22 protein-coding genes and 1 tRNA gene are annotated in these 24,621 nt (G+C 70.2%); 15 read left to right on the top strand and 8 right to left on the bottom strand.

The features are described from left to right. Positions 1 to 23: 23 nt before the first annotated feature. Positions 24 to 578 (bottom strand): ATP-binding protein, encoded by a 555-nt coding sequence (locus ACGF8B_RS00975; protein ID WP_392733582.1) that lies wholly within the window; start codon positions 576 to 578, stop codon positions 24 to 26. Positions 579 to 781: 203 nt separating this feature from the next. On the opposite strand from ACGF8B_RS00975, the gene ACGF8B_RS00980 reads away from it, so the two are divergent. From ACGF8B_RS00980 to ACGF8B_RS01020, 9 genes are all read left to right on the top strand, one after another. Beyond that, the gene (locus tag ACGF8B_RS00980; RefSeq protein WP_392733584.1) at positions 782 to 1,585 is read left to right on the top strand and encodes a hypothetical protein; all 804 of its coding nucleotides are present in this window, start codon (positions 782 to 784) and stop codon (positions 1,583 to 1,585) included. Positions 1,586 to 1,733: 148 nt separating this feature from the next. Beyond that, on the top strand, positions 1,734 to 2,477 hold the full coding sequence (locus ACGF8B_RS00985) for a YcnI family protein (RefSeq protein WP_392733586.1): 744 nt from the start codon (positions 1,734 to 1,736) through the stop codon (positions 2,475 to 2,477). A gap of 45 nt (positions 2,478 to 2,522) precedes the next feature. After that, positions 2,523 to 3,176 (top strand): SCO family protein, encoded by a 654-nt coding sequence (locus ACGF8B_RS00990; protein ID WP_392733588.1) that lies wholly within the window; start codon positions 2,523 to 2,525, stop codon positions 3,174 to 3,176. Then, entirely contained in the window at positions 3,173 to 3,622 is a 450-nt protein-coding gene (locus ACGF8B_RS00995; RefSeq protein ID WP_392733590.1) for a copper chaperone PCu(A)C, read from the top strand. The genes ACGF8B_RS00990 and ACGF8B_RS00995 overlap by 4 nt, the downstream gene beginning before the upstream one ends. 14 nt (positions 3,623 to 3,636) lie before the next feature. Further along, positions 3,637 to 5,613: a copper resistance CopC/CopD family protein gene (locus tag ACGF8B_RS01000; RefSeq protein WP_392733593.1), complete on the top strand. Its 1,977-nt coding sequence runs from the start codon at positions 3,637 to 3,639 to the stop codon at positions 5,611 to 5,613. 122 nt (positions 5,614 to 5,735) lie between these two features. Further along, positions 5,736 to 7,028, top strand: coding sequence for an iron uptake transporter deferrochelatase/peroxidase subunit (efeB, locus tag ACGF8B_RS01005; protein ID WP_392734435.1), 1,293 nt, complete (start codon positions 5,736 to 5,738; stop codon positions 7,026 to 7,028). Between the two features lie 27 nt (positions 7,029 to 7,055). Further along, positions 7,056 to 7,991 (top strand): prephenate dehydratase, encoded by a 936-nt coding sequence (gene pheA, locus ACGF8B_RS01010; protein ID WP_392733595.1) that lies wholly within the window; start codon positions 7,056 to 7,058, stop codon positions 7,989 to 7,991. 701 nt (positions 7,992 to 8,692) lie between these two features. Further along, positions 8,693 to 9,982, top strand: coding sequence for a serine--tRNA ligase (gene serS, locus ACGF8B_RS01015; RefSeq protein ID WP_392733597.1), 1,290 nt, complete (start codon positions 8,693 to 8,695; stop codon positions 9,980 to 9,982). Next, complete coding sequence (locus ACGF8B_RS01020; RefSeq protein WP_392733599.1) at positions 9,979 to 10,788, top strand: HAD family hydrolase; 810 nt, start codon at positions 9,979 to 9,981, stop codon at positions 10,786 to 10,788. Before serS ends, ACGF8B_RS01020 begins: the two co-directional genes overlap by 4 nt. 95 nt (positions 10,789 to 10,883) lie before the next feature. Here the strand turns inward: ACGF8B_RS01020 and ACGF8B_RS01025 are convergent. The 6 genes from ACGF8B_RS01025 to ACGF8B_RS01050 form a co-directional block, all read right to left on the bottom strand. Further along, positions 10,884 to 10,971: transfer RNA gene (locus tag ACGF8B_RS01025), tRNA-Ser, on the bottom strand. Positions 10,972 to 11,331: 360 nt separating this feature from the next. Beyond that, complete coding sequence (locus ACGF8B_RS01030; RefSeq protein ID WP_392733601.1) at positions 11,332 to 12,030, bottom strand: hypothetical protein; 699 nt, start codon at positions 12,028 to 12,030, stop codon at positions 11,332 to 11,334. Between the two features lie 296 nt (positions 12,031 to 12,326). After that, entirely contained in the window at positions 12,327 to 13,046 is a 720-nt protein-coding gene (locus tag ACGF8B_RS01035; protein ID WP_124719945.1) for an ABC transporter permease, read from the bottom strand. A gap of 30 nt (positions 13,047 to 13,076) precedes the next feature. Then, complete coding sequence (locus tag ACGF8B_RS01040; protein ID WP_342283276.1) at positions 13,077 to 13,988, bottom strand: ABC transporter ATP-binding protein; 912 nt, start codon at positions 13,986 to 13,988, stop codon at positions 13,077 to 13,079. Then, positions 13,985 to 14,893, bottom strand: a complete 909-nt coding sequence (locus tag ACGF8B_RS01045) for an ABC transporter permease (RefSeq protein WP_392733604.1) — start codon at positions 14,891 to 14,893, stop codon at positions 13,985 to 13,987. The genes ACGF8B_RS01040 and ACGF8B_RS01045 overlap by 4 nt, the downstream gene beginning before the upstream one ends. Next, a complete protein-coding gene (locus ACGF8B_RS01050) occupies positions 14,883 to 15,872 on the bottom strand; it encodes an ABC transporter ATP-binding protein (protein ID WP_392734437.1) in 990 nt (329 codons plus the stop codon). Before ACGF8B_RS01050 ends, ACGF8B_RS01045 begins: the two co-directional genes overlap by 11 nt. Positions 15,873 to 16,469: 597 nt before the next feature. On the opposite strand from ACGF8B_RS01050, the gene ACGF8B_RS01055 reads away from it, so the two are divergent. The 6 genes from ACGF8B_RS01055 to ACGF8B_RS01080 all read left to right on the top strand — a co-directional run bounded on the left by ACGF8B_RS01055 (position 16,470) and on the right by ACGF8B_RS01080 (position 22,766). Next, entirely contained in the window at positions 16,470 to 17,321 is an 852-nt protein-coding gene (locus ACGF8B_RS01055) for a M24 family metallopeptidase (RefSeq protein WP_392733606.1), read from the top strand. Beyond that, a complete protein-coding gene (locus tag ACGF8B_RS01060) occupies positions 17,318 to 19,099 on the top strand; it encodes an SDR family oxidoreductase (protein WP_392733608.1) in 1,782 nt (593 codons plus the stop codon). The genes ACGF8B_RS01055 and ACGF8B_RS01060 overlap by 4 nt, the downstream gene beginning before the upstream one ends. Continuing rightward, positions 19,096 to 20,070 carry a MerR family transcriptional regulator gene (locus tag ACGF8B_RS01065; RefSeq protein WP_392733610.1) on the top strand — a complete coding sequence of 325 codons (975 nt, stop codon included), beginning with the start codon at positions 19,096 to 19,098 and terminating at the stop codon, positions 20,068 to 20,070. Before ACGF8B_RS01060 ends, ACGF8B_RS01065 begins: the two co-directional genes overlap by 4 nt. A gap of 168 nt (positions 20,071 to 20,238) precedes the next feature. Next, positions 20,239 to 20,781: an RNA 2'-phosphotransferase gene (locus tag ACGF8B_RS01070; RefSeq protein WP_392733612.1), complete on the top strand. Its 543-nt coding sequence runs from the start codon at positions 20,239 to 20,241 to the stop codon at positions 20,779 to 20,781. Positions 20,782 to 20,867: 86 nt separating this feature from the next. Continuing rightward, a complete protein-coding gene (locus ACGF8B_RS01075; protein WP_392733614.1) occupies positions 20,868 to 21,779 on the top strand; it encodes an LLM class flavin-dependent oxidoreductase in 912 nt (303 codons plus the stop codon). A 120-nt stretch (positions 21,780 to 21,899) separates the two neighbouring features. Next, entirely contained in the window at positions 21,900 to 22,766 is an 867-nt protein-coding gene (locus ACGF8B_RS01080) for a Cof-type HAD-IIB family hydrolase (RefSeq protein ID WP_392733615.1), read from the top strand. Positions 22,767 to 22,872: 106 nt separating this feature from the next. On the opposite strand, the gene ACGF8B_RS01085 is transcribed toward ACGF8B_RS01080, so the two are convergent. After that, positions 22,873 to 24,579, bottom strand: a complete 1,707-nt coding sequence (locus ACGF8B_RS01085; protein ID WP_392733617.1) for a GAF domain-containing sensor histidine kinase — start codon at positions 24,577 to 24,579, stop codon at positions 22,873 to 22,875. Positions 24,580 to 24,621: the final 42 nt, after the last annotated feature.

Below are 24,621 nucleotides of genomic sequence, written 5' to 3' on the forward strand. Positions count from 1 at the left end.
CCACGCGTCGCAGGACGCTCTGCTCAGGACACCATGAGCAGGGCGTCCTTCCGCCATTTCAGGACCTTGTCGAAGCTGACGACGGCACCGCGGCCGGGGCGGTTGCGGAAGTGCACATGGTCGGCGAGCTGCTCGATCAGACACAGTCCCCGCCCGTCCTCGGCGCTGAGCGGCGGGTACTGCCGGGGCTCGTACCACTGCTGGTCCTCGTACCGCTCCGCGGAGTCGCGGAGGTTGCTCCGGGCCGGGAAGCCGGGGCCCGAATCGGCGACCTCGATGCGGCACTTCTCGCCGTCCAGGTAGGCGGTGACCCGGTACTGCGCCGAGGCGGCGCCGGGCAGCTCGTCCCACACGTCCCACGGGTCCCGGGTGCCGAACCGGTCGCCCCGGTCCTCCTGGTCCCCGTGGTCACCGCCGTGCTCGACGGCGTTCGCACAGGCCTCGCTGAGCGCGAGCGACAGATCGAAGGAGATGTCCGGGTCCACACCCGCGGTCTCCATGGTGCCCAGCAGGAAGCGGCGGGCGAGTGGAACGCTCGCAGCCTCGCGCCGCAAATGGAGGGACCACCAGATGCTCATGCTCCAGCCTCCTGGCTGCGGCTCGACATACCGATACCTATTGCCGCGCGGCACCGTTCGTAAGCGCGGACCGGATGTGAGACCGCTCATTCGGCGGATACCAGCTCTCCGTACACCCGTGTATGCCCGGCGCACACCCGCGCGGGCGACCTTCCGGACCTGCCGTACCGAAGCCGGGGGCTCGGTGCGATGATGACCCGGCCATGTCTATGCCGGTCGCACGCGCCGGAGCCGGTCTGCGGCTCCTGAGGACCGCGGTGTTCGCCGCGGTCTGTGTCGCGCTGTCCGCGGCAGGTCACGCCCTGGCCTCCTGTGCGCCCGTCCCCTGGTGGACCCTGCTCGCCGGATTCCTGGGGATGGCCGCGGTGGTGGCACCGCTCGCCGGACGCGAGCGTTCACTGCCGTCCATCGCCGCCGCGCTGGCGGGCGGGCAGATCGCCCTGCACGTCCTGTTCGGCCTGGGTGCGCACGGCACCCCGGCGAAGGCCGCGGCGGGCGACGACCCGTTGATCCGGTTCGCGGCGAGCCTGGTGTGCGGGGCCGGTCCGGCGCAGCTGAGCGCCGCCGAGGCACACCGCATCGTCACCACCGCGGGCATCGACCCGGCTTCGGTGTCGGGCGGCGCCCACCAGCACGTGGCCGCCGCGTCCGGCACGGATCCGGCCGCGCTCGCCGCGCTGCTGCCCGACCTGCCCATGGTCCTCGGTCACCTGCTGGCCGCGGTGGCCACCGGCTGGCTGCTGCGGCGCGGGGAGATCGCCCTGTTCCGGCTGGTCCGGCTCTCCGCGCACGGCGCCCAGCAGATCGCCGCCGGAGCCCGGCTGCGCGCGCTGCGCGCCGCGCTCGCTCTGGTCGGTGCCCTGCGCGCCGGCCTCCCCGGCGGCCCGACGACCGGGCCGCGCACGCTCCGTACGGCGGTCGACGCCCCGGCGCCCGCCACCGGGGATCCCTTGCAGCACCTGGTGATCAGGCGCGGTCCGCCACTCGCGTACGCACTCGCAGCCTGACGCGACACCTCCACCCGGCGCACGGACCGCTCTGTTCCGTACCCGGTCGGCGCATGCCCGCCGTTCGGAGGGGAGAGGTGTCGTGATGTCGGCGCACACCCGCGCGCCGGACCACTTTCCCTCGTGCTTCCGTGGAGTGATACCTGCCATGAACGTTTCCCGCATCGCCCTCGCCGGCGGCGTCGCCGCGTCCACCGTCCTGATCCTCGCCGGTACGGCCTCCGCGCATGTCAGCGTGCAGCCGCAGGGCGAGGCCGCCAAGGGCGGTTACGCCACCGTCAACTTCAAGGTCCCCAACGAGCGCGACAACGCCTCGACGACCAAGGTCGAGGTCAACTTCCCGACCGACCACCCGCTGGCCTCCGTCATGCCGCAGGCCGTGCCGGGCTGGAACATCGAGGTCACCAAGAGCAAGCTGGCCAAGCCGCTGGAGATGCACGGCCAGAAGATCAACGAGGCCGTCTCCAAGGTCACCTGGACCGCCACGGGGGACAAGGACGAGCGCGGCATCCGCCCCGGCGACTTCCAGCAGTTCCCGCTCTCCATCGGCCAGCTCCCGGAGGACGCCGACCAGCTCGTGTTCAAGGCCATCCAGACGTACGACAACAAGGAAGTCGTCCGCTGGATCGAGGAGCAGAAGAAGGGCGCCGAGGAGCCGGAGAGCCCCGCGCCGGTCCTCGCCCTGACCGCACCGGCCACGGGTGGGCACGGTGCCGCCGACGACGCCAAGGGCTCCGGCTCCGGTGCCGAGGCCGCGGACAAGCAGACGACGGCCGCCTCGGACTCGTCCACGAGCGACACCACGGCCCGTGTCCTCGGCATCGTCGGCATCGTCATCGGCATCGCCGGGGTCGCCTTCGGCGTCCTCGCCGGCCGCCGCCGCACCGCCTGATCCACAGCACCACCCGTCCCACCGACCACCAGGAATCAGAGCTCCATGCCCAAGAAAACGGTGCTGGTCGCGGCGTTCGTCGCCGCGGCCGCGCTCACCCTGTCCGCCTGCGGCAGCAGCGAAGACAGCGCCAAGAAGCCCATCGCCGATGTGTCGGTCCAGCCGAAGACCAAGGCCGCGACCGCTCTGGACCAACCGTTCACCAAGCCGGATCTGGTGCTCACCGACACCCACGGCAAGAAGTACGACCTGCGCGAGCAGACCAAGGGCAAGCCGACGCTGATCTACTTCGGCTACACCAACTGCCCCGACGTCTGTCCGCTCATCATGAGCAACATCGCCATCGCCAAGAAGTCGCTGCCCAAGGCCGACCAGGAGAAGCTCCAGGTCGTCTTCGTGACCACCGACCCCGAGCGGGACACCCCGTCCTCGCTGGGCAGCTGGCTCAAGCAGCAGGACCCCTCCTTCACCGGTCTCACCGGCGACTTCCCGACCATCCAGGCGGGCGCGCGCCAGATCGGCATCGGCATCGACGCGCCGAAGAAGGAGAAGGACGGCACGGTCGTCTCGATGCACGGGTCCCAGGTCATCGCGTTCTCCCCGAAGACCGACCAGGGCTACCTCGTCTACAGCGAGGACACCTCGCCCGACGACTACACCAAGGACCTCCCCAAGATCATCAAGGGGGAGACCCCGTGAACCGCCGCACCGCCCTCGCCGGCGTCGTCGCCCTCACCGCGGGGCTGACGCTGGCGGGCTGCTCGTCCTCGGACGACAGGCCCGAGCTGAAGGTGACCGGCGCGTTCATGCCGCAGCCGGTCAGCGACATGGCGGCTGGCTTCCTCGTCGTGAAGAACAGCGGCGGCGCGTCCGACCGGCTCACCTCCGTCACCAGCTCCATCTCCGACAACGTCACGATCCACGAGACGAAGAACCAGACGATGCGCATGGTGACGTCCTTCGACGTGCCCGCGGGCGGCGAGCTGGATCTGGAACGCGGCGGCAACCACATCATGTTCATGAAGCTCAAGCAGCGGCCCAAGCAGGGCGAGAAGGTGTCCGTGCAGCTGCACTTCGAGAAGGCCGACCCGATCGAGGTCGACCTGCCCGTGATGGAGACCACCCACAACCCGAAGAAGCAGTGAGGGACTGACTCGTCATGACAGCCACCACCGCCCCGCACTTCGGACCGACCCCCTCGGCTCCCGCGATACGCCGTCCACTCGCCGCGGCCGCGCTCCTCGCCGCCCTCGTCGGCACGGTGTTCGCGCTGTTGCTGGGAGGCGCGGGCCCGGCGTCCGCGCATGCCGCACTGACCGGGAGCGATCCGCAGGACGGGGCGGTGGTCGCCACCGCCCCCAAGGAGGTCACGCTCACCTTCTCCGAGCAGGTCGCCCTCGGCGACGACTCCATCCGGATCCTCGACCCCGACGGCAAGCGCGCCGACACCGGCGCCGCACCGCGTGATCTGCAGAGCGGCTCCACCGTGAAGTACGGGGTCTCGCTCCACGCCGGACTGCCCGACGGTACGTACACCGTCGCCTGGCAGGCCGTGTCCGCGGACAGCCACCCCGTGTCCGGCGCCTTCACCTTCTCCGTCGGAGCCCCCTCGAAGACCACCGTGGCGCTCCCGACGGACCAGGCCGGGGGTGGCCTCGTCGGCGCCCTCTACGACATCGCGCGCTACGCCGCGTACGCCGGTTTCATCCTGCTGGCCGGCGGCTCCGCCTTCGTGCTGGCCTGCTGGCAGCGCGGCGCGGGCGCCCGTCCGCTGCAACGCCTGGTCGTACGCGGCTGGATGACCCTCACCGTCGCCACCCTGGCGATGCTGCTGCTGCGCAGTCCGTACACCGGGTCCGGGAAGCTCGCGGACGCCTTCGACCTCGACGGGCTGAAGGCCGTGCTCGACACCAAGCCCGGCGCCGCGCTCGTCTCCCGGCTGCTGCTGCTCGGCGCCTCCGCACTCTTCATCGCCGTGCTCTTCGGCGCCTACGCCAAGCGCGAGGACGAGCGCGAGAAGAAGGACCTCACTTTCGGGCTGGCCATCGGCGGCACGGTGATCGCCGCCGGTATCGCCGGTACGTGGGCGCTCGCCGAGCATGCCTCGACCGGAATCCAGCCCGGCATCGCCATGCCGGTCGACGTGCTGCACCTGCTGGCCGTGGCCGCCTGGCTCGGCGGTCTCACCACCCTGCTGGTCGCGCTGTACCGGGCCCCCGGCATCGACGCGGCGGCGGTACGGCGCTTCTCCGGCATCGCGTTCGGCAGCGTCATCGTGCTCGCCGCGACCGGGATCTACCAGTCCTGGCGCCAGGTCGGCACCTGGTCCGCGCTCACCGGCACCGGATACGGACAGCTGCTGCTCGTGAAGGTGGGGCTCGTCGCCGTCCTGATCGGGATCGCCTGGTTCTCGCGGCGGTGGACGGCCCGCCTGATCGCGGGCGGGGGCGCCGCGTCGGCGGAGGTCCGGGACGAGGAGACCACTCCGGCCGGGACCTCGACGACGGAGACGTCCAAGAGCGCCGAGGTTCCGGACACCTCCGGGGCCACGGCCGAGGACCCCGCACGGGCGGCCCAGCTCGCCCGGCAGCAGGCCGCCGTGGCCACCGCCGAGAAGAAGCGGATCCGCGACGCCGACCCCGAGCGGTCCGGGCTGCGTCGATCGGTGCTGGCGGAAGTGGGGGTCGCCGTGGCACTGCTGGCGGTGACGACCGTGCTGACCTCCACCGAACCGGCGCGCACCGAGGAAGAGGCGGCCCGCGCATCGACCTCGGCGAGCGCCCCGGCAGCCGGCGGCCCGGTCGAGATGAAGCTGCCCTTCGACACCGGCGGCGAGAACGGCCGGGGAACGGTGCGCATGGAGATCACCCCCGCCCGTACCGGCGCCAATGAGCTCCACCTCTGGGTCGACGGCAGCGACGGAAAGCCCATGGACGTTCCCGAGGTGAAGGTCGCCTTCACCCTGGAGTCCAAGGACATCGGCCCGCTCCCCGTCGTCCCCGCCCGGCTGACCGAGGGCCACTGGACCGCCGACGGCGTCCAGATCCCGATGGCCGGCAACTGGAAGGTCGCCTTGACCGTGCGTACGTCGGACATCGATCAGACGACCATCGACAAGAACATGAAGATCGGTTGAGCGGGATCGTGAGCGCGAACAACAGCAAGAAGACCCGGGCGGGCGGCGGGGGCGACACCCTCGCCGCGGTCGGCGGGGGCGCCGCCCCCCACGGCAACGAGACCGGGAACGCCGTCGCCGGCATCACCCGGCGCCGGCTGATCGGCAGCGCGGGTGCGGCCGGCGCGGCCGGGCTGGTGCTGGGCGCGGCGGGCGGTGCCACCGGCTATGCCGCGACCCGGCCCGACGAACCCACCGCACTGACGGCGGTCGGCTCCACCCAGGTGATGTTTCACGGGAAACATCAACCGGGGATCACCACTGCGCTTCAGGCGTGCGGCCATCTCGTGGCCTTCGACCTGGTGCCCGGGGCCGGCCGGAAGGAGGCCGCCGCGCTGATGCGCCGGTGGTCGGCGACGGCCGGGCGGCTGATGGCGGGCGAGCCCGCCGGGAGCGGCGCGGCGGACGGCCCGGACCACGACACCGGGATCGCGCTGGACGCCGGGCCGTCCTCGCTGACCGTCACCTTCGGCTTCGGCCGGACCTTCTTCGAACGCACGGGCCTGACCGACCGCCGCCCACCGGGGCTCGACCCGCTGCCGCCCTTCTCCTCCGACCGCCTCGACGCCGCGCGCTCCAACGGTGACCTCTGGGTCCAGATCGGCGCGGACGACGCACTGGTCGCCTTCCACGCGCTGCGCGCCGTACAGAAGGAGGCCGCCCCGGCCGCCAGGGTCCGCTGGCAGATGAACGGCTTCAATCGCTCCCCCGGTGCCACGGCCGCGCCGATGACCGCCCGCAATCTGATGGGCCAGGTCGACGGCACCAACAACCCGAAGCCGGCCGAGAGCGACTTCGATCGCCGCATCTTCGTCCCGGACAGCCGGGACGCGTCGGGGGCGTCGGGCGCCGCGGGTGCCCAGGACGGATCGTCCGATGCCGCGTACGACTGGCTCGCGGGCGGCTCGTACGCGGTCGTGCGCCGGATCAGAATGCTGCTCGACGACTGGGAGAAGCTCCCTCAGGAGCGCCAGGAGCAGGTCATAGGACGCCGGAAGAAGGACGGCGCTCCGCTGAGCGGCGGCACCGAGACCACCGCGATGGACCTCGACAGGGCCGGCGCCGATGGCAGACTCCTGATCCCGGACAACGCCCACGCCCGGATCTCCACTCCGGAGAAGAACAGCGGTGCGGCCATGCTGCGGCGCCCCTTCTCGTACCACGACGGCATCTCGGCGGACGGCACTCCGGACGCCGGTCTGCTGTTCATCTGCTGGCAGGCGGATCCGCTGCGCGGGTTCGTTCCGGTGCAGCGGAAGCTGGACCGGGGCGATGCCCTGTCACCGTTCATCAGACATGAGGCGAGCGGTCTGTTCGCGGTGCCAGGCGGTGCGGCGGAGGGCGAATACGTGGGGCAGCGGCTGCTGGAGTCCTGAGCCACCGGGGCGCATTAGGGTGGCGGTATGTCCGCCACGCGCTACGCATATCTCGGCCCCGAAGGCACCTTCACCGAGGTCGCCCTCCGTACGCTCCCGGAAGCCGCCACCCGCGAACTCGTCCCGATGGTCTCCGTACCCGCGGCTCTGGACGCGGTACGCAACGGGGCCGCCGCGGCAGCCCTCGTACCGATCGAGAACTCCGTCGAGGGCGGCATCACCGCGACGCTCGACGAACTGACCACCGGCGAACCGCTGATGATCTACCGCGAGGTGCTGCTCTCCATCACCTTCGCCCTGCTGGTGCGGCCGGGTACCAAGCTGTCCGACATCAAGTCGGTCACCGCGCACCCGGCCGCCCAGCCGCAGGTGCGCAACTGGATGGCCGCCCACCTCCCGGACGCCGTGTGGGAGTCGGCGGCGTCCAACGCGGACGGCGCCCGGCTGGTGCAGGAGGGCCGGTACGACGCCGCCTTCGCCGGTGAGTTCGCGGCGGCGACCTACGGCCTGGAGCCGCTGGTGACCGAGATCCATGACGCGGAGAACGCGCAGACCCGCTTCGTGCTGGTGGGCCGCCCGGCCCGGCCGGCGGCGCCGACGGGCGCGGACAAGACATCGGTGGTCATCTGGCTGGGCGAGGACCACCCCGGCGCGCTGCTCGAACTGCTCCAGGAGTTCGCGGTGCGCGGGGTGAACCTGATGCTGATCCAGTCACGGCCGACGGGCGCGGGCATCGGGAACTACTGCTTCGCGGTGGACGCCGAGGGACACATCGCGGACCGCCGGGTCGGCGAGGCGCTGATGGGGCTGAAGCGGATCTGCCCGAAGGTGCGGTTCCTGGGCTCGTACCCGAGGGCCGGTGTGGCGGTGCAGGACGTACGGCCGCTGCGGGCGGGGACGTCGGACACGGAGTTCACCGAGGCCTCCGACTGGCTGGCCAGAAACCTGGACGGCCGGGGCTGACGGGACCGAGGGACTGACAGGGCTGAGGGACTGACAGGGCCGACGGGGTTTCTTCCCGCGGAGCGGGAAGGCATCAGTGCCGGGGTCGCGGTACGCAGCGACCCCGGACCGGTGTTCTCTGCCGGACCGGTGCCATCCGCCGGACCGGTGCTATCCGCCGATTTTCTGTATCCACAGAGTTATCCACAGGAGCGGTTCTCGACCTGGGGACAAGTCGACACTCCAATGCGACATGGTCGACATATCACTCCAGTCGACCCAGATGCATCCACAGACCGGAAGGCCGCCCACGCCACCCCGCGTTGCCTCAATTCCGTTGATCAACTCCCCAAGAGGGGTAATTCCCACCCGAACGAGCGTCTGAAGTGGGTTTGAACGGGAAATCCGCGAGTCATCACGCGACTTTCGGAATGCCCTCCTCCGGCATCCACAGACCTTCCTCACAGGCTGTGGATAACTCTGGGAAGTTCGGGAACCTGTGGACAAGCAACGAGCAACTACCCTTCCAGGCAAGGGTGATACGTCAAGACGAGTGAAGCCTTCTGCCCCATTTAGGGGGGTAGGCTCTTTTTATTGACGGTCGGGATCGACCTCGGCCGCACAATCTCCTCCAGCATTACCAATTCAGGCAATTAGGGCAAAGTGCCGCGCTCGGCAATATCGGTTCGAGCTGTGCAAGTACAGGCCGGTAGCCTGGAGGGGTGATTGACCTTCGCCTGCTCCGTGAGGACCCCGACCGTGTTCGCGCCTCCCAGCGCGCCCGTGGAGAGGACGTCGAACTCGTCGACGCCCTTCTCTCCGCCGACGAGCGGCGCAGGTCGTCCGGTGTCCGCTTCGACGAACTCCGCTCCGAGCAGAAAGCGCTCGGCAAACTCATCCCGAAGGCCTCGCCCGACGAGCGCGCCGAGCTGCTCAAGAAGGCCGAGCAGCTGAAGGCCGACGTCAAGGCCGCCGACGCGGCACAGGACGAGGCCGACGCCGAGGCCAAGAACCTGATGCTCCAGATCGGCAACATCGTCCACGAGGACGTGCCGGTCGGCGGCGAGGAAGACTTCGTCGTACTGGAGACGCACGGCACGATCCGTGACTTCGGTGCCGAGGGCTTCGAGGCCAAGGACCACCTGGAGCTCGGCGAGAAGCTCGGCGCCATCGACATGGAGCGCGGTGCCAAGGTCTCCGGTTCGCGCTTCTACTACCTGACGGGCGTCGGCGCGCTGCTGGAGCTCGCCCTCGTCAACGCGGCGATCGCGCAGGCCACCGAGGCCGGCTTCATCCCGATGCTGACGCCGGCGCTGGTCCGTCCGCGCGCCATGGAGGGCACCGGATTCCTCGGCCAGGCCGCGGAGAACGTGTACCACCTGGAGAAGGACGACTACTACCTGGTCGGCACCTCCGAGGTCCCGCTCGCCGCGTACCACATGGACGAGATCATCGACGCCGAGAAGCTGCCGCTGCGCTACGCGGGCTTCTCGCCGTGCTACCGCCGCGAGGCCGGTACGTACGGCAAGGACACCCGGGGCATCTTCCGGGTGCACCAGTTCGACAAGGTCGAGATGTTCTCGTACGTCGACCCGGCGGACGCCGAGGCGGAGCACCGCAGGCTCCTGGACTGGGAGAAGCAGTGGCTCACCGCCCTTGAGCTGCCCTTCCAGGTGATCGACGTCGCCACCGGCGACCTGGGCGCCTCGGCCTCCCGGAAGTTCGACTGCGAGGCGTGGATCCCGACGCAGGGCAAGTACCGCGAGCTGACGTCCGCGTCGAACTGCAACGGCTTCCAGGCCCGCCGCCTGTCCGTCCGGATGCGCGACACCCGCGACGGCAAGAAGGTCCTCCAGCCGCTGTCCACGCTGAACGGCACGCTCTGCGCCGTACCGCGCACGATCGTGGCGATCCTGGAGAACCACCAGCTGGCCGACGGTTCGGTACGGGTGCCCGAGGTGCTCCGGCCGTACCTGGGCGGGCGCGAGGTCCTGGAGCCGGTCGCCAAGTGACCTTCCCGTACAAGCTCGTCGCGACCGATCTCGACGGCACGCTGCTGCGTGACGACGACACGGTCTCCGGGCGCACCCGTGAGGCACTGGCCGCGGTCACCGCGGCCGGTGCCGCGCACATCATCGTCACCGGCCGCGCGGTCCCCTGGACCCGCCACATCCTGGACGACCTGGGCTACGAAGGGCTCGCCGTCTGCGGCCAGGGCGCGCAGGTCTACCACGCGGGCGAGCGCAAGCTGCTGACCTCGCTGACGCTGGACCGGCAGCTCGCCGGGCTCGCGCTGTCCAAGGTCGAGGCCGAGGTCGGTCCGCTGGCCCTGGCGGCGAGCCGTGACGGGCTCGACGGCGAGGTGATGGTCGGCCCCGGTTACCGGGTACAGGAAGGCCCGCTTCCGGCGGTCTTCGTGAAGGACCCGGCCGAGCTGTGGTCCGCGCCGCTGAACAAGGTCTACATACAGCATCCGGATCTGGACGACGACGCCCTGGCGACGGCCGCGCGCGCGGCCGTCGGCAATCTCGTCGACGTGGTCATGGCCGGTCCGGGAGTGGTGGAGATCCTGCCGCTGGGCCTGAGCAAGGCGACCGGGCTCTCGCTGGCCGCGCGCCGGCTGGGGGTGAAGGCCGCGGACACCCTGGCCTTCGGCGACATGCCCAACGACATCCCGATGTTCGCCTGGGCGCGGCGGGGCGTGGCGATGGCCAACGCGCACGCGGATCTGAAGGCCGTGGCGCAGGAGATCACCACGTCCAACGAGGACGACGGTATCGCCGTGGTCCTGGAACGGCTGCTTCAGACGTCCTCGTAGCGACTCGCGGGGACTCGCAGGGACTCGCAGGACTTCGTAGGAACAGGGCCACGTGTGCGGGTGAAGCGCACGTGGCCCTGTCGGCTCTGCTGCGGCGGAGGATGCGCGGATCGAACGCGCGCGGGGTTCACGGCCCCGACGACGGCTTAGCAAGCCGCTGCCTTACCACTCGGCCAATCCTCCGGGTGGGCGGCCGCGCGATGCGCAGACAGGGCCGCCCCGGGCGTTCTGCTCCGAGCGGCGCGGCGGAGTCGTAGGTGACTACTCCGGTGCCGGCTCGGGTCCGCCCTGCGGGGAACTCGACGGACTCGGACTCCCGGTCATCGTCGCGCTCCTCTCCCGGCCTGTGACGTGCGTGCCGGCGCAGAGTGCGTGCCGGCGCGGTGCTCTTCTGACCGCGCGTACTGCTCCGACCGCGCGTGGTTCCCATGTCGGCATGTGCCGTTCGTAGCGCCGTGTGCCGTACCAACCACTGTGCCGGGTACGGCCCTTCGACGCCACCCGTTTCCGGGCGGGGCCGAGGGGGCGCGAACTGCTGCCGGATCAGCGCTGCTTGCTGTCGCGCCGGTTCAGATCCCTCAGACTGCGGGCGAGTTCATCCATCCTGCCGTCGATACGGACGATGTCCTCGGACATGTGCCCCAGCCGCACACTCATGGCGCCGACGACCTGATGGGTGACGTCCAGCCTCCGGTCGAGGCTGTCGAGCCGGTGCGACATCCGGTTGAGGACGGGCCCGAGCTCCTGGAGCGCGGTACCGACTCCGGCCAGGCAGCTCTCCACCCGGGTGACGCGGTGTTCGAGCGAGGCGTAGCCCGCCCGCAGGTCCTGCTCGGCGTCGAGCAGATACGTACGGACGCATCGGGCGATGTCGCTGTCGCGAAGAAGCATGGCGACGTTGAGGACGGTCCTGCGGGTGCAGACCCTGAGCTGGGTCGCCGCCTGTGGATAACTTTCCGGCGCCTCCCCAGCCCATAGCGACATCATGTCGCTATGGAAGGAGCGCAGGTCAGCGCCGCGCAGTACACGCATCCCGTTCTCCATCAGCTCGTCCTGATGGCGGTCGGTGAGCCTTCTGACGGCGGTTGTGGATACTTCGAAGTACCGAGCCACATCCTCTGTGCGAAGGTGAATTCCGTCCGGGAGCATGACAAGGCTCTTGACCTTGTCGAGGACATCGACGCGCTCCATCTGCTCCACGCGCAGCGCGCGTGATTCAAGCAGGGCGACTTCTGTGGGCATGAACATGCCTTCCGGTCAGGGAACGACGATTCGCGAAACCGTCGACGGGCAGCCCTGTCCCGGGCCTGAGGGGCGGAGGACGCTCACGGTTGCCACTCACTCCATGACCGACCCGGCGGGCTCTGCCTCGCCGGCATCGGCACTCCCTGTTTCACGAAAGCCACGACGCCACGGATTCCAGTTGCCTCCACGCGGCCTGCTCAACGAACCGATAACCGTACAGTTACGCGTACTACTGTCCGAAATGCGTCAACCCCCGCCCGGAAGGCGAGGGTTGACGGGACGAGCGGGGCGAGTCACTCCTCGCCGGCCAGCTTCAGCGTGCGCAGCTTCTGGCCCGCGTACCAGGTGGCCACCACGGTGACCGCCGCCAGCAGGACCGTCGCGGTGGTCAGTCCGACGTCGGAGGTGATGGCGCCCGAACCCCCGACCTTCTCGGCGACCGCGAGGGACCACTGCTGGACGCTGAGAGTGCGCGCCCCCGGTACCAGCGAGCCGAACAGGGCTTCCCACACCAGCGCGTAGACGAGGCCGAAGACGACCGCGTGCCGGCTGACGGTGCCCAGCAGCAGGAACAGCGCGCTGTACGCGATCGAGGCGACCAGCGCCGCGATGGTGTAGGCCACCGCGATCTGCTGGCCGTTGCCGTTGAGGATCAGGCCCGCGATCAGCGTGGGCAGCGCGGAGAAGACCATCGTCACGGCGATGGCCACGATCAGCTTGGTGAAGATGATCGTCGGCCGCTTCACCGGCTTGGACAGCAGGTAGACGATGGATCCGTCGTCGATCTCGGGGCCGATGGCCCCGGTTCCGGCGATCACACCGATCAGCGGCACCATCGTGGCGATGGCGAAACCGCTGAGCACGTCCGAGGCCACCTGGTCATCGGACCCGGCGAACGTCCTCACCGCGACGGCGATGACCACCAGCAGTACCGGCAGGACGAACAGGATGGCGGCCCGGCGCCGGCCGAGCAGGGCCCGGTAGGTGAGCCGGGCGACTGTGGGGTCGTACATGACGATTCACAGCTCCTTTCAGGCCACTACTCAGGCCGCTACGAGATAGGAAAAGACCGATTCGAGGGACTCGTCGGACGGCGAAACGGTCAGCAGACGAATGCCGTGCTCACGCGCGACCTTCGGCAGCAGCTCGGTGAACCGTCCGAAGTCGACCGCCTGGATGAGCAGCGCCTGCTCCCCCCGGTCCACCTCGATGCCGGCCGTCGACGGGTCGGCGATCAGCGCGGCGGCGAGAGCGCGGTCGTCGCTGGAGCGTACGAGATAGCGGTGCGGGCGGTCCGTCATCAGCCGGCGGATCTTGCGGAAGTCGCCGGAGGCCGCGTGCCGCCCGGCCACGATCACCTCGATGTGCGAGGCGAGCTGCTCGACCTCTTCGAGGATGTGGGAGGAGAAGAGCACCGTGCGGCCCTGTGCCCCCATCCGTCGCAGCAGTTCCATCAGCTGCATCCGCTGACGCGGGTCCATGCCGTTGAACGGCTCGTCGAGCAGCAGCACCGAGGGCTCGTGGACCAGGGCGGACGCCATCTTCACGCGCTGGCGCATGCCCTTGCTGTACGTCGAGATCCTGCGGTCCTGCGCATACTCCATCTCGACCGTGGCCAGCGCCCGCTGCGCCTCCGCGTCGCCCAGTCCCTGGAGCTCCGCGTTGGCGACGACGAACTCGCGGCCGGTCAGGAAGTCGTACATGGCTTCCCGCTCCGGCACGATCCCGATGTCCCGGTACACGGCCTCGTTCCGCCAGATCGGCCTGCCGTCCAGCGTGACCGTGCCCGTCGACGGGGCGAGGAAACCGGCCATCATGTTGATCAGCGTGGACTTCCCCGCGCCATTGGGCCCGAGCAGCCCGGTGACGCCCGGTCCCACCGTCATGCTCACGTCGTTGACGGCGACCACATTGCCGAACCAGCGCGAGGTGTGGTCGATCTCGATGGTGGTCACAGCCCGACCCTCCGGTAGCGGCGCATCAGTACGGCGTACGAGCCGGCGACGAGCGCGAGAACAACGATCAGATAGACCACGCCGGCTCCGGTTCCCGGGACCGCGCTGCCGGGGAAGGCCGAGTCGGCCCCGAGGAACGCGCTCTGCACGCCGCCGATCAGCGTGATGGGGGAGAAGAGCCCCAGCCACTCGACGGCCCCTTCGGAGCCGGTCTGCCAGGCGATGGCCTGGACCGTGGAGACCGCGCCGTAGGTGATGGTCAGCACGGCGATCACCGCGGCGACGCCGAAGCCGCGACGCGGTGTCAGCGCGGCCATCACGAGGCCCAGCGCGGAGAAGAGCACGGAGAGCAGTGCCACCGAGACCAGCCCCTGCCCGAATCCCTTGGTCTGGTCGGCGAAGTCGAACTTCCCGAGGAGCGCGCCCACATAGAGGACGAGCAGCGGCGTGCCGGTGAGAATGAGGAGCGCGGAGGCCATGGCGGCCAGCTTGGCCACGACGTAGTCGACCCGTTCGATCGGCCGCGAGAAGTACAGCGGCACACTCTTGAAACGCAGGTCCCTGGAGACCGACTGCGGTGCCTGCGCGGCGAGGAAGAGGCCGATCACGGCCTGGAGATAGATCGCGAACGCGGTGTACTTGATCGGCAGGGCCGTCGCCCCCGGAGTGGCGATGGCGACGGCGACGATGATCGCCGAGACCATGCACATCACGCCGAAGAGCAGCATCGGCAGCACCTTGGACTTGGCGGAACGGCCGAGTCCGAACGTCCCGCGCAGGGACTGCGAGTAGAGCGATCGCCGCGCATAGCCACGGCCCAGCCGCGGGCCGTCGTAGGAGCGGTATCCGATGTTGTGGATGCGGGAGGTGTCGCCCCCGGCCACGGTCCCGGTCTCAGTGCTCATCGTGACCGCTCCCCTTCTGCTGTACGGCGGACTGCTGCACGGCGGGCTGCTGTACGGGTCCGGTGGCCTCGGGGGCCTCTTCGGTACGGAAGACCTCGGCGATGTGGTGGCGCCGCTGCTCCATCCGTACGAGACCGAGTCCGAGCCCGGCGACGCTGTCGCGCACGATGTCGTACGTCTCCTCGCCGACCGCCTCGACCAGCAGGATGTGGCCCGCGCCGGGCAGCCCCTGCGTGTCGAGACCGTCCTGGCCGATGAACTTCACGCCGGCCCGGGTGAGGACCTGGCGCAGCGCGTCGGTGCCGTCCGGGTGGGTGTCGCTGTCGGTGACCTCGACCGCGAGGGTCGCGGTGGTCTGGGTGAAGTCGCTGGTGGAGCTGGAACGCAGCAGCGTGCCGCCGTCGATGACGACGACGTGGTCGCAGGTGCGTTCCAGCTCGCCCAGGAGGTGGGAGGTGACCAGGACCGAGATGCCGAAGTCGGTGTGGACACGGCGGATCAGTCCGAGCATCTCGTCGCGGCCGACCGGGTCGAGGCCGTTGGTCGGCTCGTCGAGCAGGACCAGCTGCGGGTCGTGGACCAGCGCCTGCGCCAGCTTCACCCGCTGCTTCATGCCGGTCGAGTAGCCGCCGATGGGGCGGTAGCGCTCCTCGTACAGACCCACGTGCCGGAGCGTGTCGGCGGTGCGCTCGCGCGCTGCCGTCGGCGGCAGCCCGGACATCCGTGCCATGTGGACGACGAACTCGGTGGCCGAGACGTCCGGTGGCAGGCAGTCGTGCTCGGGCATGTAGCCGACCCGTTCCCGGATGGCGGCGCCACTGGTGGCGACGTCGAGCCCGAGCACCGCGGCCCGGCCTTCGGTGGCGGGGGACAGACCCAGCAGGATCTTGATCAATGTGGACTTGCCGGCTCCGTTGGAACCCACCAGGCCGGTCACACCGGGGCCGATGTCCAAGGAGAGCCGGTCAAGCGCGGTCACCCGGGGGAACCGCTTGCTCAGGCTTTCGGTCGCGATCACAGTCACAGTCCGAAGGTAGTGGCGCGGGCCACATCAGTCGTCAGCCCTGGCGGCTGGATCGGCCTCCGACTCCAGATGTACGGACCCGTAGGGGGCCACCACGAGGGATGAGGCGCCGGCCGGGGGCGCCGGGAGGGAGCCCCGGCAGGTGGCCGGGACGGCAGCCGGCAGGTGTCGGCGGGTGACCAGGAGGGCAGCCCGGCGGGTGGTCGGCGGATGGCCTGCGGGGTGGCCCGGCAGGTATAGGCGGGTGGCCTGCGGGATGGCCCGGCAGATGTCGGCGGGTGGCCTGCGGGGTGGGCCCGGCAGATGTCGGCGGGTGGCCTGCGGGGTGGGCCCGGCAGATGTCGGCGGGTGGCCTGCGGGATGGCCCGGCAGATGTCGGCGGGTGGCCTGCGGGGTGGGCCCGGCAGATGTCGGCGGGTGGTCTGCGGGGTGGGCCCGGCCGAGTTGTCCACAGGTCTCCGCACACCTCTTGACGTAGTCGCCGGACATTGTCACATTCATCAGTGTCACGTTACGGGCACGTACCGCACACGGCAGGGAACGGACGGTGGCATGAACTCGGCGGTGAAGGACGAAAAGGCCCCGGAGCTGCGGGGGTTCAGAGAAGTCCAGAGCCTTGCGTACGCCTGCGCGGAGGCGGTCGCGGGCCGGCTCAAGCCGGGCGTGACCGAGCGTGAGGCGGCCCGCATGCAGCGTGACTGGCTGCGTGAGCGCGGGGTGCGGGACTGGTTCCACCTCCCCTTCGCCTGGTTCGGGGACCGCACGGCGTTCGCCGGCTTCAAGGTGCCCCTGCAGTTCTTCCCGACCAACCGGAAGCTGGAGCCGGGGATGCCGTTCATCCTCGACCTGGCCCCGGTGTACAAGGGCTTCACGGCCGACATCGGCTACTCCGGCTGTCTCGGGCTCAACCCCCTGCACGACAAGCTGCTGGCCGATCTTGAGGCCCACCGCGCGCTGATACTGCGCGAGGTGCGCGAGCGGCGTTCACTGCGGGAGATATACGAGAACGTCGAACGCCTGATGATCAAGCAGGGGTACGCCAACCGCCACCGCTCCTATCCCTTCGGCGTGATGGCCCACAAGGTCGACCGCGTCGCCGAGCGCCGCTGGTCCCCGCAGTTGTTCGGCTTCGGCACCCAGTCCCTCAAGGGGCTGATGAGCGACGCGCTGCACGGGCACCGGGACGGCTGGTCGCCGCTGTGGAGTCCTTACCGGTTCTCCGACCATCCCCCGCAGCCCGGGCTGTGGGCGGTGGAGCCGCATCTCGGATTCCGCGGCACGGGCGCCAAGTTCGAGGAGATCCTGGTGGTCACCGACTCCAAGGACCCCGAGCAGAGCGCCTTCTGGCTGGACGACGATCTGCCGCATGTGCGGCGCTGGGCCGAGGAAAGGGTGGCGGCATGAGTCTGCGAGACCTGCCGGGGGCGCGCGAGCGCCGGGTGCGTACGGGCGGAATCGAGCTGTGCGTCGCCGAGTTGGGCGACGAGGCACGGCCCACGGTCGTCCTGGTGCACGGCTATCCGGACAGCAAGGAAGTCTGGACGGAGGTGGCGAAGCAGCTGGCCGGCCAGTGGCATGTCGTGCTGTACGACGTGCGCGGGCACGGCCGGTCCACGGCCCCGAAGCCGCTGCGCGGCGGCTTCACCCTGGAGAAGCTCACCGATGACTTCCTGGCCGTCGCCGACGCGGTGAGCCCCGACCGGCCGGTGCATCTGGTCGGGCACGACTGGGGGTCGGTGCAGTCCTGGGAGTTCGCCACGGTCAAGCGGACCGAGGGACGGATCGCCTCGTTCACCTCGATGTCCGGCCCTTCCCTGGACCACTTCGGGCACTGGATCAAGCAGCGGATGGCCCGGCCCACCCCGCGCCGGGTCGGCCAGCTGCTCGGTCAGGGCGCCAAGTCCTGGTACGTCTACATGCTGCATACGCCGGTCCTGCCGGAGCTGGCCTGGCGCGGCCCGCTCGGCAAGCGGTGGCCGCGGATGCTCGAACGGCTGGAGAAGGTCCCGGCGGGCGACTATCCGACGTCCTCGCTGCCCGACGACGCCGCGCACGGCGCCTGGCTCTACCGCGACAACGTCCGCGCCCGGCTGAGCCGGCCGCGCACCGACGCCTTCGCCCATGTGCCGGTCCAGCTGATCACCCCGACCGGTGACGTCTTCCTCTCGGAGAAGCTGTACGACCAGCTTGAGCTGTGGGCACCGCAGTTGGTACGCCGCACTCTCGAAGGCAAACACTGGGTGCCGCGCACCAGGCCGGACCAGCTCGCCTCCTGGATCAGTGAGTTCGTCGCCGCCAACGAGGCCGCCGAGGAAAGCGGCCGTCCGGTGCAGGACACCGCGCCGACCGGGGCGTACGCGGACAGGTTCGGCGGCCGGCTGGTTCTGGTGACGGGCGCGGCCGGCGGCATCGGCCGGGCCACCGCCTTCGCGTTCGCCGAGGCGGGCGCCCGGGTGGTGGCCGTGGACCGGGACGCGGAGGGCGCCGCCAGAACGGCCGAGATGGCCCGGCTCATAGGAGCTCCGGCCGCCTGGGGCGAAGAGGTCGACGTCAGCGACGAGCAGGCGATGGAGAAGCTCGCCGAGAAGGTCGCCGCCGAGTACGGAATCGTCGACGTCCTGGTCAACAACGCCGGGATCGGCCTGTCCGGCTCCTTCCTGGACACCACGAGCGAGGACTGGAAGAACGTCCTCGACGTCAATCTGTGGGGCGTCATCCACGGCTGCCGGATCTTCGGCAGTCAGATGGCCGAGCGCGGCCAGGGCGGTCACATCGTCAACACGGCATCAGCCGCCGCCTATCAGCCGTCCCGGGCGCTGCCCGCGTACAGCACCTCCAAGGCGGCCGTGCTGATGCTCAGCGAATGTCTGCGGGCCGAGTTCGCCGATCGGTCGATCGGGGTCAGCGCCATCTGCCCCGGCATCGTCAACACGAACATCACCGCGACGACACACTTCGCCGGGGCCGACGCCGCGGAGGAGAAGCGCCTGCGGAAGCGGACCGGCCGTCTGTACGGGCTCCGCAACTACCCGCCGGAGCGGGTGGCCGACGCGATCCTGAAGGCGGTGGTGCGCAACCAGGCCGTCGTGCCGGTCACCCCGGAGGCCCGCGGCGCCCGCCTCCTGTCCCGGTTCAGTCCCGGCGCGCTGCGCGGGATCGCCCGGCTGAAGCCGCCGCTGTGAGCGGCCCCGGGCAGTCGGCGGCGGAACGGAAGTCCGCCGCCGAGTACCGGATCGAGGACCTGGCGCACGCGAGCGGGGCCACGGTCCGCACGATCCGCGCCTACCAGGACCGCGGTCTGCTGCCGACACCGGAGCGGCGCGGCCGGGCCAATGTGTACCGGGACACCCATCTCGCCCGGCTCCGGCAGATCGCCGATCTGCTGGACCGCGGTTACACACTGGCCAGTATCAAGGAGCTCCTGGACGCCTGGGACACCGGCCGCGGTCTGGGCGGGGTGCTCGGGCTGGTGGCCGAGGTGCACGGTCCCTGGACGGACGAACGGGCCGACCGGATCACCCGGGACGAGCTGAACCGAAGGTTCGGCGGCACCCCGGACGACGAGGCGGTCGCCGAAGCGGTGGACCTCGGCGTGCTCGAACCCATCGCGGGCCGGGACGACGAGTTCCTCGTACCGAGTCCGCAAGAGCTTGCGGTGGCCGTGGAGTTGTACGCGGCCGGCGTGCCGCTCAGCGCGATCTCCGGACATCTGAGGGAACTTCGCGGCCGGGTCGAACAGATCGCCTCGCGCTTCCTGGAGTTCACCACCGAGCACGTCTTCGCCCGCTATCTCGGCCACCGTCCGCCGACCGACGCGGACGCGGCCGAGGCGGCCGCCATGGTGCGCAGACTGCGTCCGCTCGCCCAGCAGACGGTCGATGCCGAACTCGCCCGTGCGATGCGGACGTTCGCGACGCGTCATCTGCATCATCACCTGGGTGCGGACACGCCGCTCGAATCGGATTCCGCCGCGGTCGCCCCGCACCTGGTGGACCTGCCGCCCGGGACGATCCGCGCCGTACAGCAGCTGGTTGGGCCGGAGAACGTCTCCGCGTTCATCGCGGCGTCCACAGAACGCGAGGTGCAATCAAGGATATTGGACTCAATTGCTCCACTCACCGTACATACAGGTCAAATTGACCAAAGTGGTTGATTACTCTTTGACTTGTCCACAGAATCGTCAAATAGCCTGTGGATAACTCAAGTTGACTGTGGATCAAACCTGTGGACGAAAATTTCACAGCACGGCCGAGAATTGCTTCGGCACATCGTGCGCGAAACCCGGATGCGCCGACAAGACCATCACCGGCACCCTGACGGTATGGACGAAAGACGCACCGTAAAGGTGTCCAAATACCTCTCGAAGCATCTGCGCCACCAGCCGGAACGGATCGGCATCACACTCGATGCGAACGGCTGGGTGCCGATCGACACGCTGCTGCACGCGATGGCCCGCAACAACGTCCCCCTCACCCGGGCCGAGCTGGACCACGTCGTCGCCGTCAACGACAAGCGGCGCTTCGCCGTCGAGAACGACCGGATCCGCGCGAGCCAGGGCCATACCGTCCCGGTGGATCTCGATCTGCCGCCGGCCGAACCGCCCGCGTACCTCTACCACGGCACGGTGGGCCACGCGCTGGACTCGATCCGGAGCGAGGGCCTGCGGCCCATGAACCGCACGCACGTCCACCTCTCGCCCGACCGCGGGACGGCGACCAGGGTCGGTGCCCGGCGGGGCCGGCCCGTCGTCCTGTCCGTGGACGCGGGCGCGATGCACCGCGCCGGCCACACCTTCCACGTCAGCGCCAACGGCGTCTGGCTCACCGCCTCCGTACCGCCCGAGTTCCTGCGGTTCCGCGGCTGACCGCGGCGGCTGGCCGAAGGCTCGGCCCTCCGGCAGCGCCAAGGCGGCGTCCACACGGAAACGGGATCATCCGCTTCTGGCCCCGTATGGTCGTAGCCATGCGTCTGAGCACTGTGATTCTGCCGATCCACCGCTGGAGCGAGGGCCGGAAGGTCTGGCAGCGTGCCGAGGAACTGGGGTTCCACGCCGCCTACACCTACGACCACCTGGCCTGGCGGAGCTTCCGTGACGGCCCCTGGTTCGGCGCGGTCCCGACCCTCACCGCCGCAGCCACCGTCACCGACCGCCTCCGCCTGGGCACCCTCGTCACCTCCCCCAACTTCCGGCACCCCGTCACCCTCGCCAAGGACCTCATCACGCTCGACGACGTCTCCGACGGGCGCATCACCCTCGGTATCGGCGCCGGCGGCGACGGCTTCGACGCCACGACGCTGCGCCGGAGCGGCGAGGAACCGTGGACGCCGCGCGAACGGGCCGACCACTTCGAGGAGTTCGTGCCGCTGCTCGACCAGCTGCTGCGCGAGCCCTCGGTGACCTACGAGGGCACGTTCTACTCGGCGAACGAGGCGCGGAACATCCCCGGTTGTGTGCAGCGGCCCCGGCTGCCGTTCGCGGTGGCCGCCACCGGCCCGCGCGGGATGAGGCTCGCCGCCCGGTACGGGCAGGCCTGGGTCACCACGGGCGACCCGAAGCTGTTCGGGACGGGTACCCCGGAGCAGTCCGTGGAGGCCGTTCGCGGACAGGTCGCCAGGGTGAGCGCCGCCTGCGAGTCCATCGGCCGCGATGCCGCCGAGCTGGACAAGATCCTTCTGACCGGGTTCACCCCGGGTGACCCGCTCCAGTCCCTCGACGCCTTCGTGGACTTCGCCGGTACCCACTTCGCGCTCGGCATCACCGAGATCGTCGTCCACGACCCGATCCCCGACTCCGACTTCGCGACGGACGAGAAGGTCTTCGAACGCATCGCCACCGAGGCCCTGGACCAGCTCCGCCGCTGATCCACCCGCCATCGGGACCGGTGGCATATGCACAGGGCATGTTCCCCTGGTCAGGGGCGCGCATCCTCAGATGCGCGCCCCTCCGCACGACCGTGCACCCCCGTACGCGAGAATGGACGGGTGACCTCAGCTACCGACTCGCCTCCGCCTGCCGCTGTCCGGCTGATCGCCACCGACCTGGACGGCACCCTGCTCCGCGACGACAAGACGGTCTCCGACCGCACCGTCGCCGCGCTGGCCGCTGCCGAGGAGGCCGGTATCGAGGTCTTCTTCGTCACCGGACGCCCGGCCCGCTGGATGGATGTCGTCAGCGCCCATGTGCACGGCCACGGCCTGGCGATCTGCGCCAACGGCGCGGCGGTCGCCGATCTGCACGCCGGCGGCAAGCTGGTCGAGGTCCGGCCGCTGGAGCGCCCCATCGCCCTCGATGTCGTCCGCTCGCTGCGCGCCGCAGCCCCGGGCACCACGTTCGCCGTCGAACTGGCCACCGGCATCCACTACGAACCGGACTACCCGCCGTTCCACCGGGACCCGGGCGCCACGGTCGCCGTCGCCGAGAAACTGCTGCACGAGGAGTCTCCCGGCACCGGTGTCCCCGTGCTGAAGCTCCTCGCCCACCACGCCGAGCTCTCCCCGGACGACTTCCTCTCCCTGGCCCGTACGACGGCCGGCGACCGGGCCTCGATCACCCGGTCCAGCCCCACGGCGCTGCTGGAGATCAGCGGCCCGGGGGTCTCCAAGGCCAGCACGCTGGAGCTCTGCTGCGCCGAGCGCGGCATCTCGCCCGCCGAGGTCGTCGCCTTCGGGGACATGCCCAACGACGTGGAGATGCTGAGCTGGGCGGGCACCTCGTACGCGATGGGCAACGCCCACCCGGCCGCACTCGCCGCCGCCTCCGGCCGGACCACCACCAACGGCGAGGACGGTGTCGCGGTCGTCATCGAGCGGATCATCGCCGAGCGCCGGTCCTCCGGCACCGGGCGCTGAGCCCCGAGGGCGTACGCCGCGCTCCGCGAGGGGTCCTGCCCGGGCGAGTCCTTCCAGAACGGCCGCCCCGCGGAAAGGCCTCGGCGCGGCCGCCCCGGGGAACGCCTCAGAGAGGCGCCTCCCACACCACGGTCGTACCGCCCCCGTCCTCCCCGATCCCGGGACCGAACCAGCTCGCGCCGCCGAGCGACTCCGCCCGGCGGGCCAGGTTCCGCAGTCCGCTGCGCCGGCCGCCCTCGGGGATGCCCACCCCGTCGTCGGCGACCGAGAGCCGCACCGCGTCCCTCCCGTCGGGCAGCGTGGCGGTCGCGTCGACGACCACGTCGATCAACGACGCCTCGGAGTGCCGGAAGGCATTGGACAGTGCCTCCCGCAAGGCCGCGATCAGGTTCTTCCCGGTGAGCTCGCCGACCAGCGCGTCGACCGGGCCGAGGAAGCGGTGCGAGGGCTTGAAGCCCAACGGGACCGCCGCCATGTTGATCTCGCGCAGGACCCGGGTGCGCAGCCCGGACGGCGCCTCCGCGGGTTCCTGCTGGAGCGCGAAGATCGCGGTGCGGATCTCCTGAATGGTCACGTCCAGTTCGTCGACCGCCCGGCCGATCCCGGTCTGCACCTCGGGCACCACCGACCGGCGCTGGGCGCTCTCCAGCATCATCCCGGTGGCGAACAGCCGCTGGATGACCAGATCGTGCAGATCACGGGCGATCCGGTCCCGGTCCTCGTAGACCGCCAGCCGCTCCCGGTCCCGCTGCGCCTCGGCCATCATCAGCGCGAGCGCCGCCTGCGAGGCGAACTGGGTGGCGAGGGTCCGCTCGGTCTCCGTGAACGGCCGGCCGCCCCGGGCTCGGGGAGTGGCGAGCGCGCCGAGCACCCGCCCGCCGCTGTGCAGGGGCAGCAGCATGCTCGGACCGTACCGAGGGGCCAGCCTGGTGACCATGCGGGCATCGGTGGCCGAGTCGTCCACGAAGACCGCCTCGCCGCCCAGCAGTTTCGCCGCCACCGCGCTCTCGGGCCCGATGATCACCCCCAGCGAGGAGGCGGGGTCGTCCGAGGAGACGGCGACGATCTCCAGTCCGCCGTCCCCGGTGGGCAGCAGCACGATCCCGGCGGCGGAGTCGGCGAGGCGGCGGGCCTGTTCGGCGACGACGGAGAGCGCGTCGTCGGCATCCCCGCCGGAGAGCAGTGCGGTGGTCACGGCCACCGATCCGTCGATCCACCGCTCGCGCTGGCGTGCCGCCTCGTACAGCCGGGCGTTGCCGATGGCGATCCCGGCCTCGGTGGCGAGCACCCGCACCATGTGCAGGTCGTAGTCGTTGAACTCGCCGTCGTCGTCCTTCTCGGCCAGGTAGAGGTTTCCGAAGATCTCCCCCTGCACCCGGATCGGGACGCCGAGGAAGGTCCGCATCGGGGGATGGCCGGGCGGGAAGCCGGCGAACCTCGGATCGGCCGTCAGATCGGCGAGCCGCACCGGGACCGGGTCGTGGATCAGCGCGCCCAGCAGCCCCCGGTGCCCGTCGGGGCGGCGACCGATCTCGTCCGCCACCTCGTCCGGCACGCCGTAGGTGACGAAGTCGGAGAGCCCCTCGCCCTCCTCGTCGACGACGCCGATGGCGGCGTAGCGGGAGTGGGCGAGTTCGGCGGCCGTCTCGCAGATCCGGTCGAGGGTGGAGTGCAGTTCCAGGCCCGCGCCGACGGAGCGCATGGCCTCCAGCAGCTGCGGGATGCGGGCGGTGATTTCGGTGGACAGGCCCTGCAGGCTGCGGGTCGCCTGGGTAGCCGCTTCGAGTGAGTCCTTCGGGTCCTGCTCCGGCATACCCCGAGAGTAGTTAGTACCGATTGGGGAGGAAAGTCGGCT

The sequence above is a fragment of the Streptomyces sp. NPDC047917 genome (genome assembly GCF_043204345.1).
Taxonomy (GTDB): Bacteria; Actinomycetota; Actinomycetes; order Streptomycetales; family Streptomycetaceae; genus Streptomyces; species Streptomyces sanglieri.

Excerpts from the sequence above, each read along its gene's own strand:
- ACGF8B_RS01085 (WP_392733617.1), bottom strand. The coding sequence starts at position 24,579 with ATGCCGGAGCAGGACCCGAAGGACTCACTCGAAGCGGCTACCCAGGCG.
- ACGF8B_RS01060 (WP_392733608.1), top strand. The coding sequence starts at position 17,318 with ATGAGTCTGCGAGACCTGCCGGGGGCGCGCGAGCGCCGGGTGCGTACG.
- ACGF8B_RS01045 (WP_392733604.1), bottom strand. The coding sequence starts at position 14,893 with ATGAGCACTGAGACCGGGACCGTGGCCGGGGGCGACACCTCCCGCATC.
- ACGF8B_RS01035 (WP_124719945.1), bottom strand. The coding sequence starts at position 13,046 with ATGTACGACCCCACAGTCGCCCGGCTCACCTACCGGGCCCTGCTCGGC.
- ACGF8B_RS01070 (WP_392733612.1), top strand. The coding sequence starts at position 20,239 with ATGGACGAAAGACGCACCGTAAAGGTGTCCAAATACCTCTCGAAGCAT.
- ACGF8B_RS01075 (WP_392733614.1), top strand. The coding sequence starts at position 20,868 with ATGGTCGTAGCCATGCGTCTGAGCACTGTGATTCTGCCGATCCACCGC.
- ACGF8B_RS01055 (WP_392733606.1), top strand. The coding sequence starts at position 16,470 with ATGAACTCGGCGGTGAAGGACGAAAAGGCCCCGGAGCTGCGGGGGTTC.
- ACGF8B_RS00975 (WP_392733582.1), bottom strand. The coding sequence starts at position 578 with ATGAGCATCTGGTGGTCCCTCCATTTGCGGCGCGAGGCTGCGAGCGTT.
- ACGF8B_RS00990 (WP_392733588.1), top strand. The coding sequence starts at position 2,523 with ATGCCCAAGAAAACGGTGCTGGTCGCGGCGTTCGTCGCCGCGGCCGCG.
- ACGF8B_RS00985 (WP_392733586.1), top strand. The coding sequence starts at position 1,734 with ATGAACGTTTCCCGCATCGCCCTCGCCGGCGGCGTCGCCGCGTCCACC.
- ACGF8B_RS01030 (WP_392733601.1), bottom strand. The coding sequence starts at position 12,030 with ATGCCCACAGAAGTCGCCCTGCTTGAATCACGCGCGCTGCGCGTGGAG.
- pheA (WP_392733595.1), top strand. The coding sequence starts at position 7,056 with ATGTCCGCCACGCGCTACGCATATCTCGGCCCCGAAGGCACCTTCACC.
- ACGF8B_RS01000 (WP_392733593.1), top strand. The coding sequence starts at position 3,637 with ATGACAGCCACCACCGCCCCGCACTTCGGACCGACCCCCTCGGCTCCC.
- ACGF8B_RS00980 (WP_392733584.1), top strand. The coding sequence starts at position 782 with ATGTCTATGCCGGTCGCACGCGCCGGAGCCGGTCTGCGGCTCCTGAGG.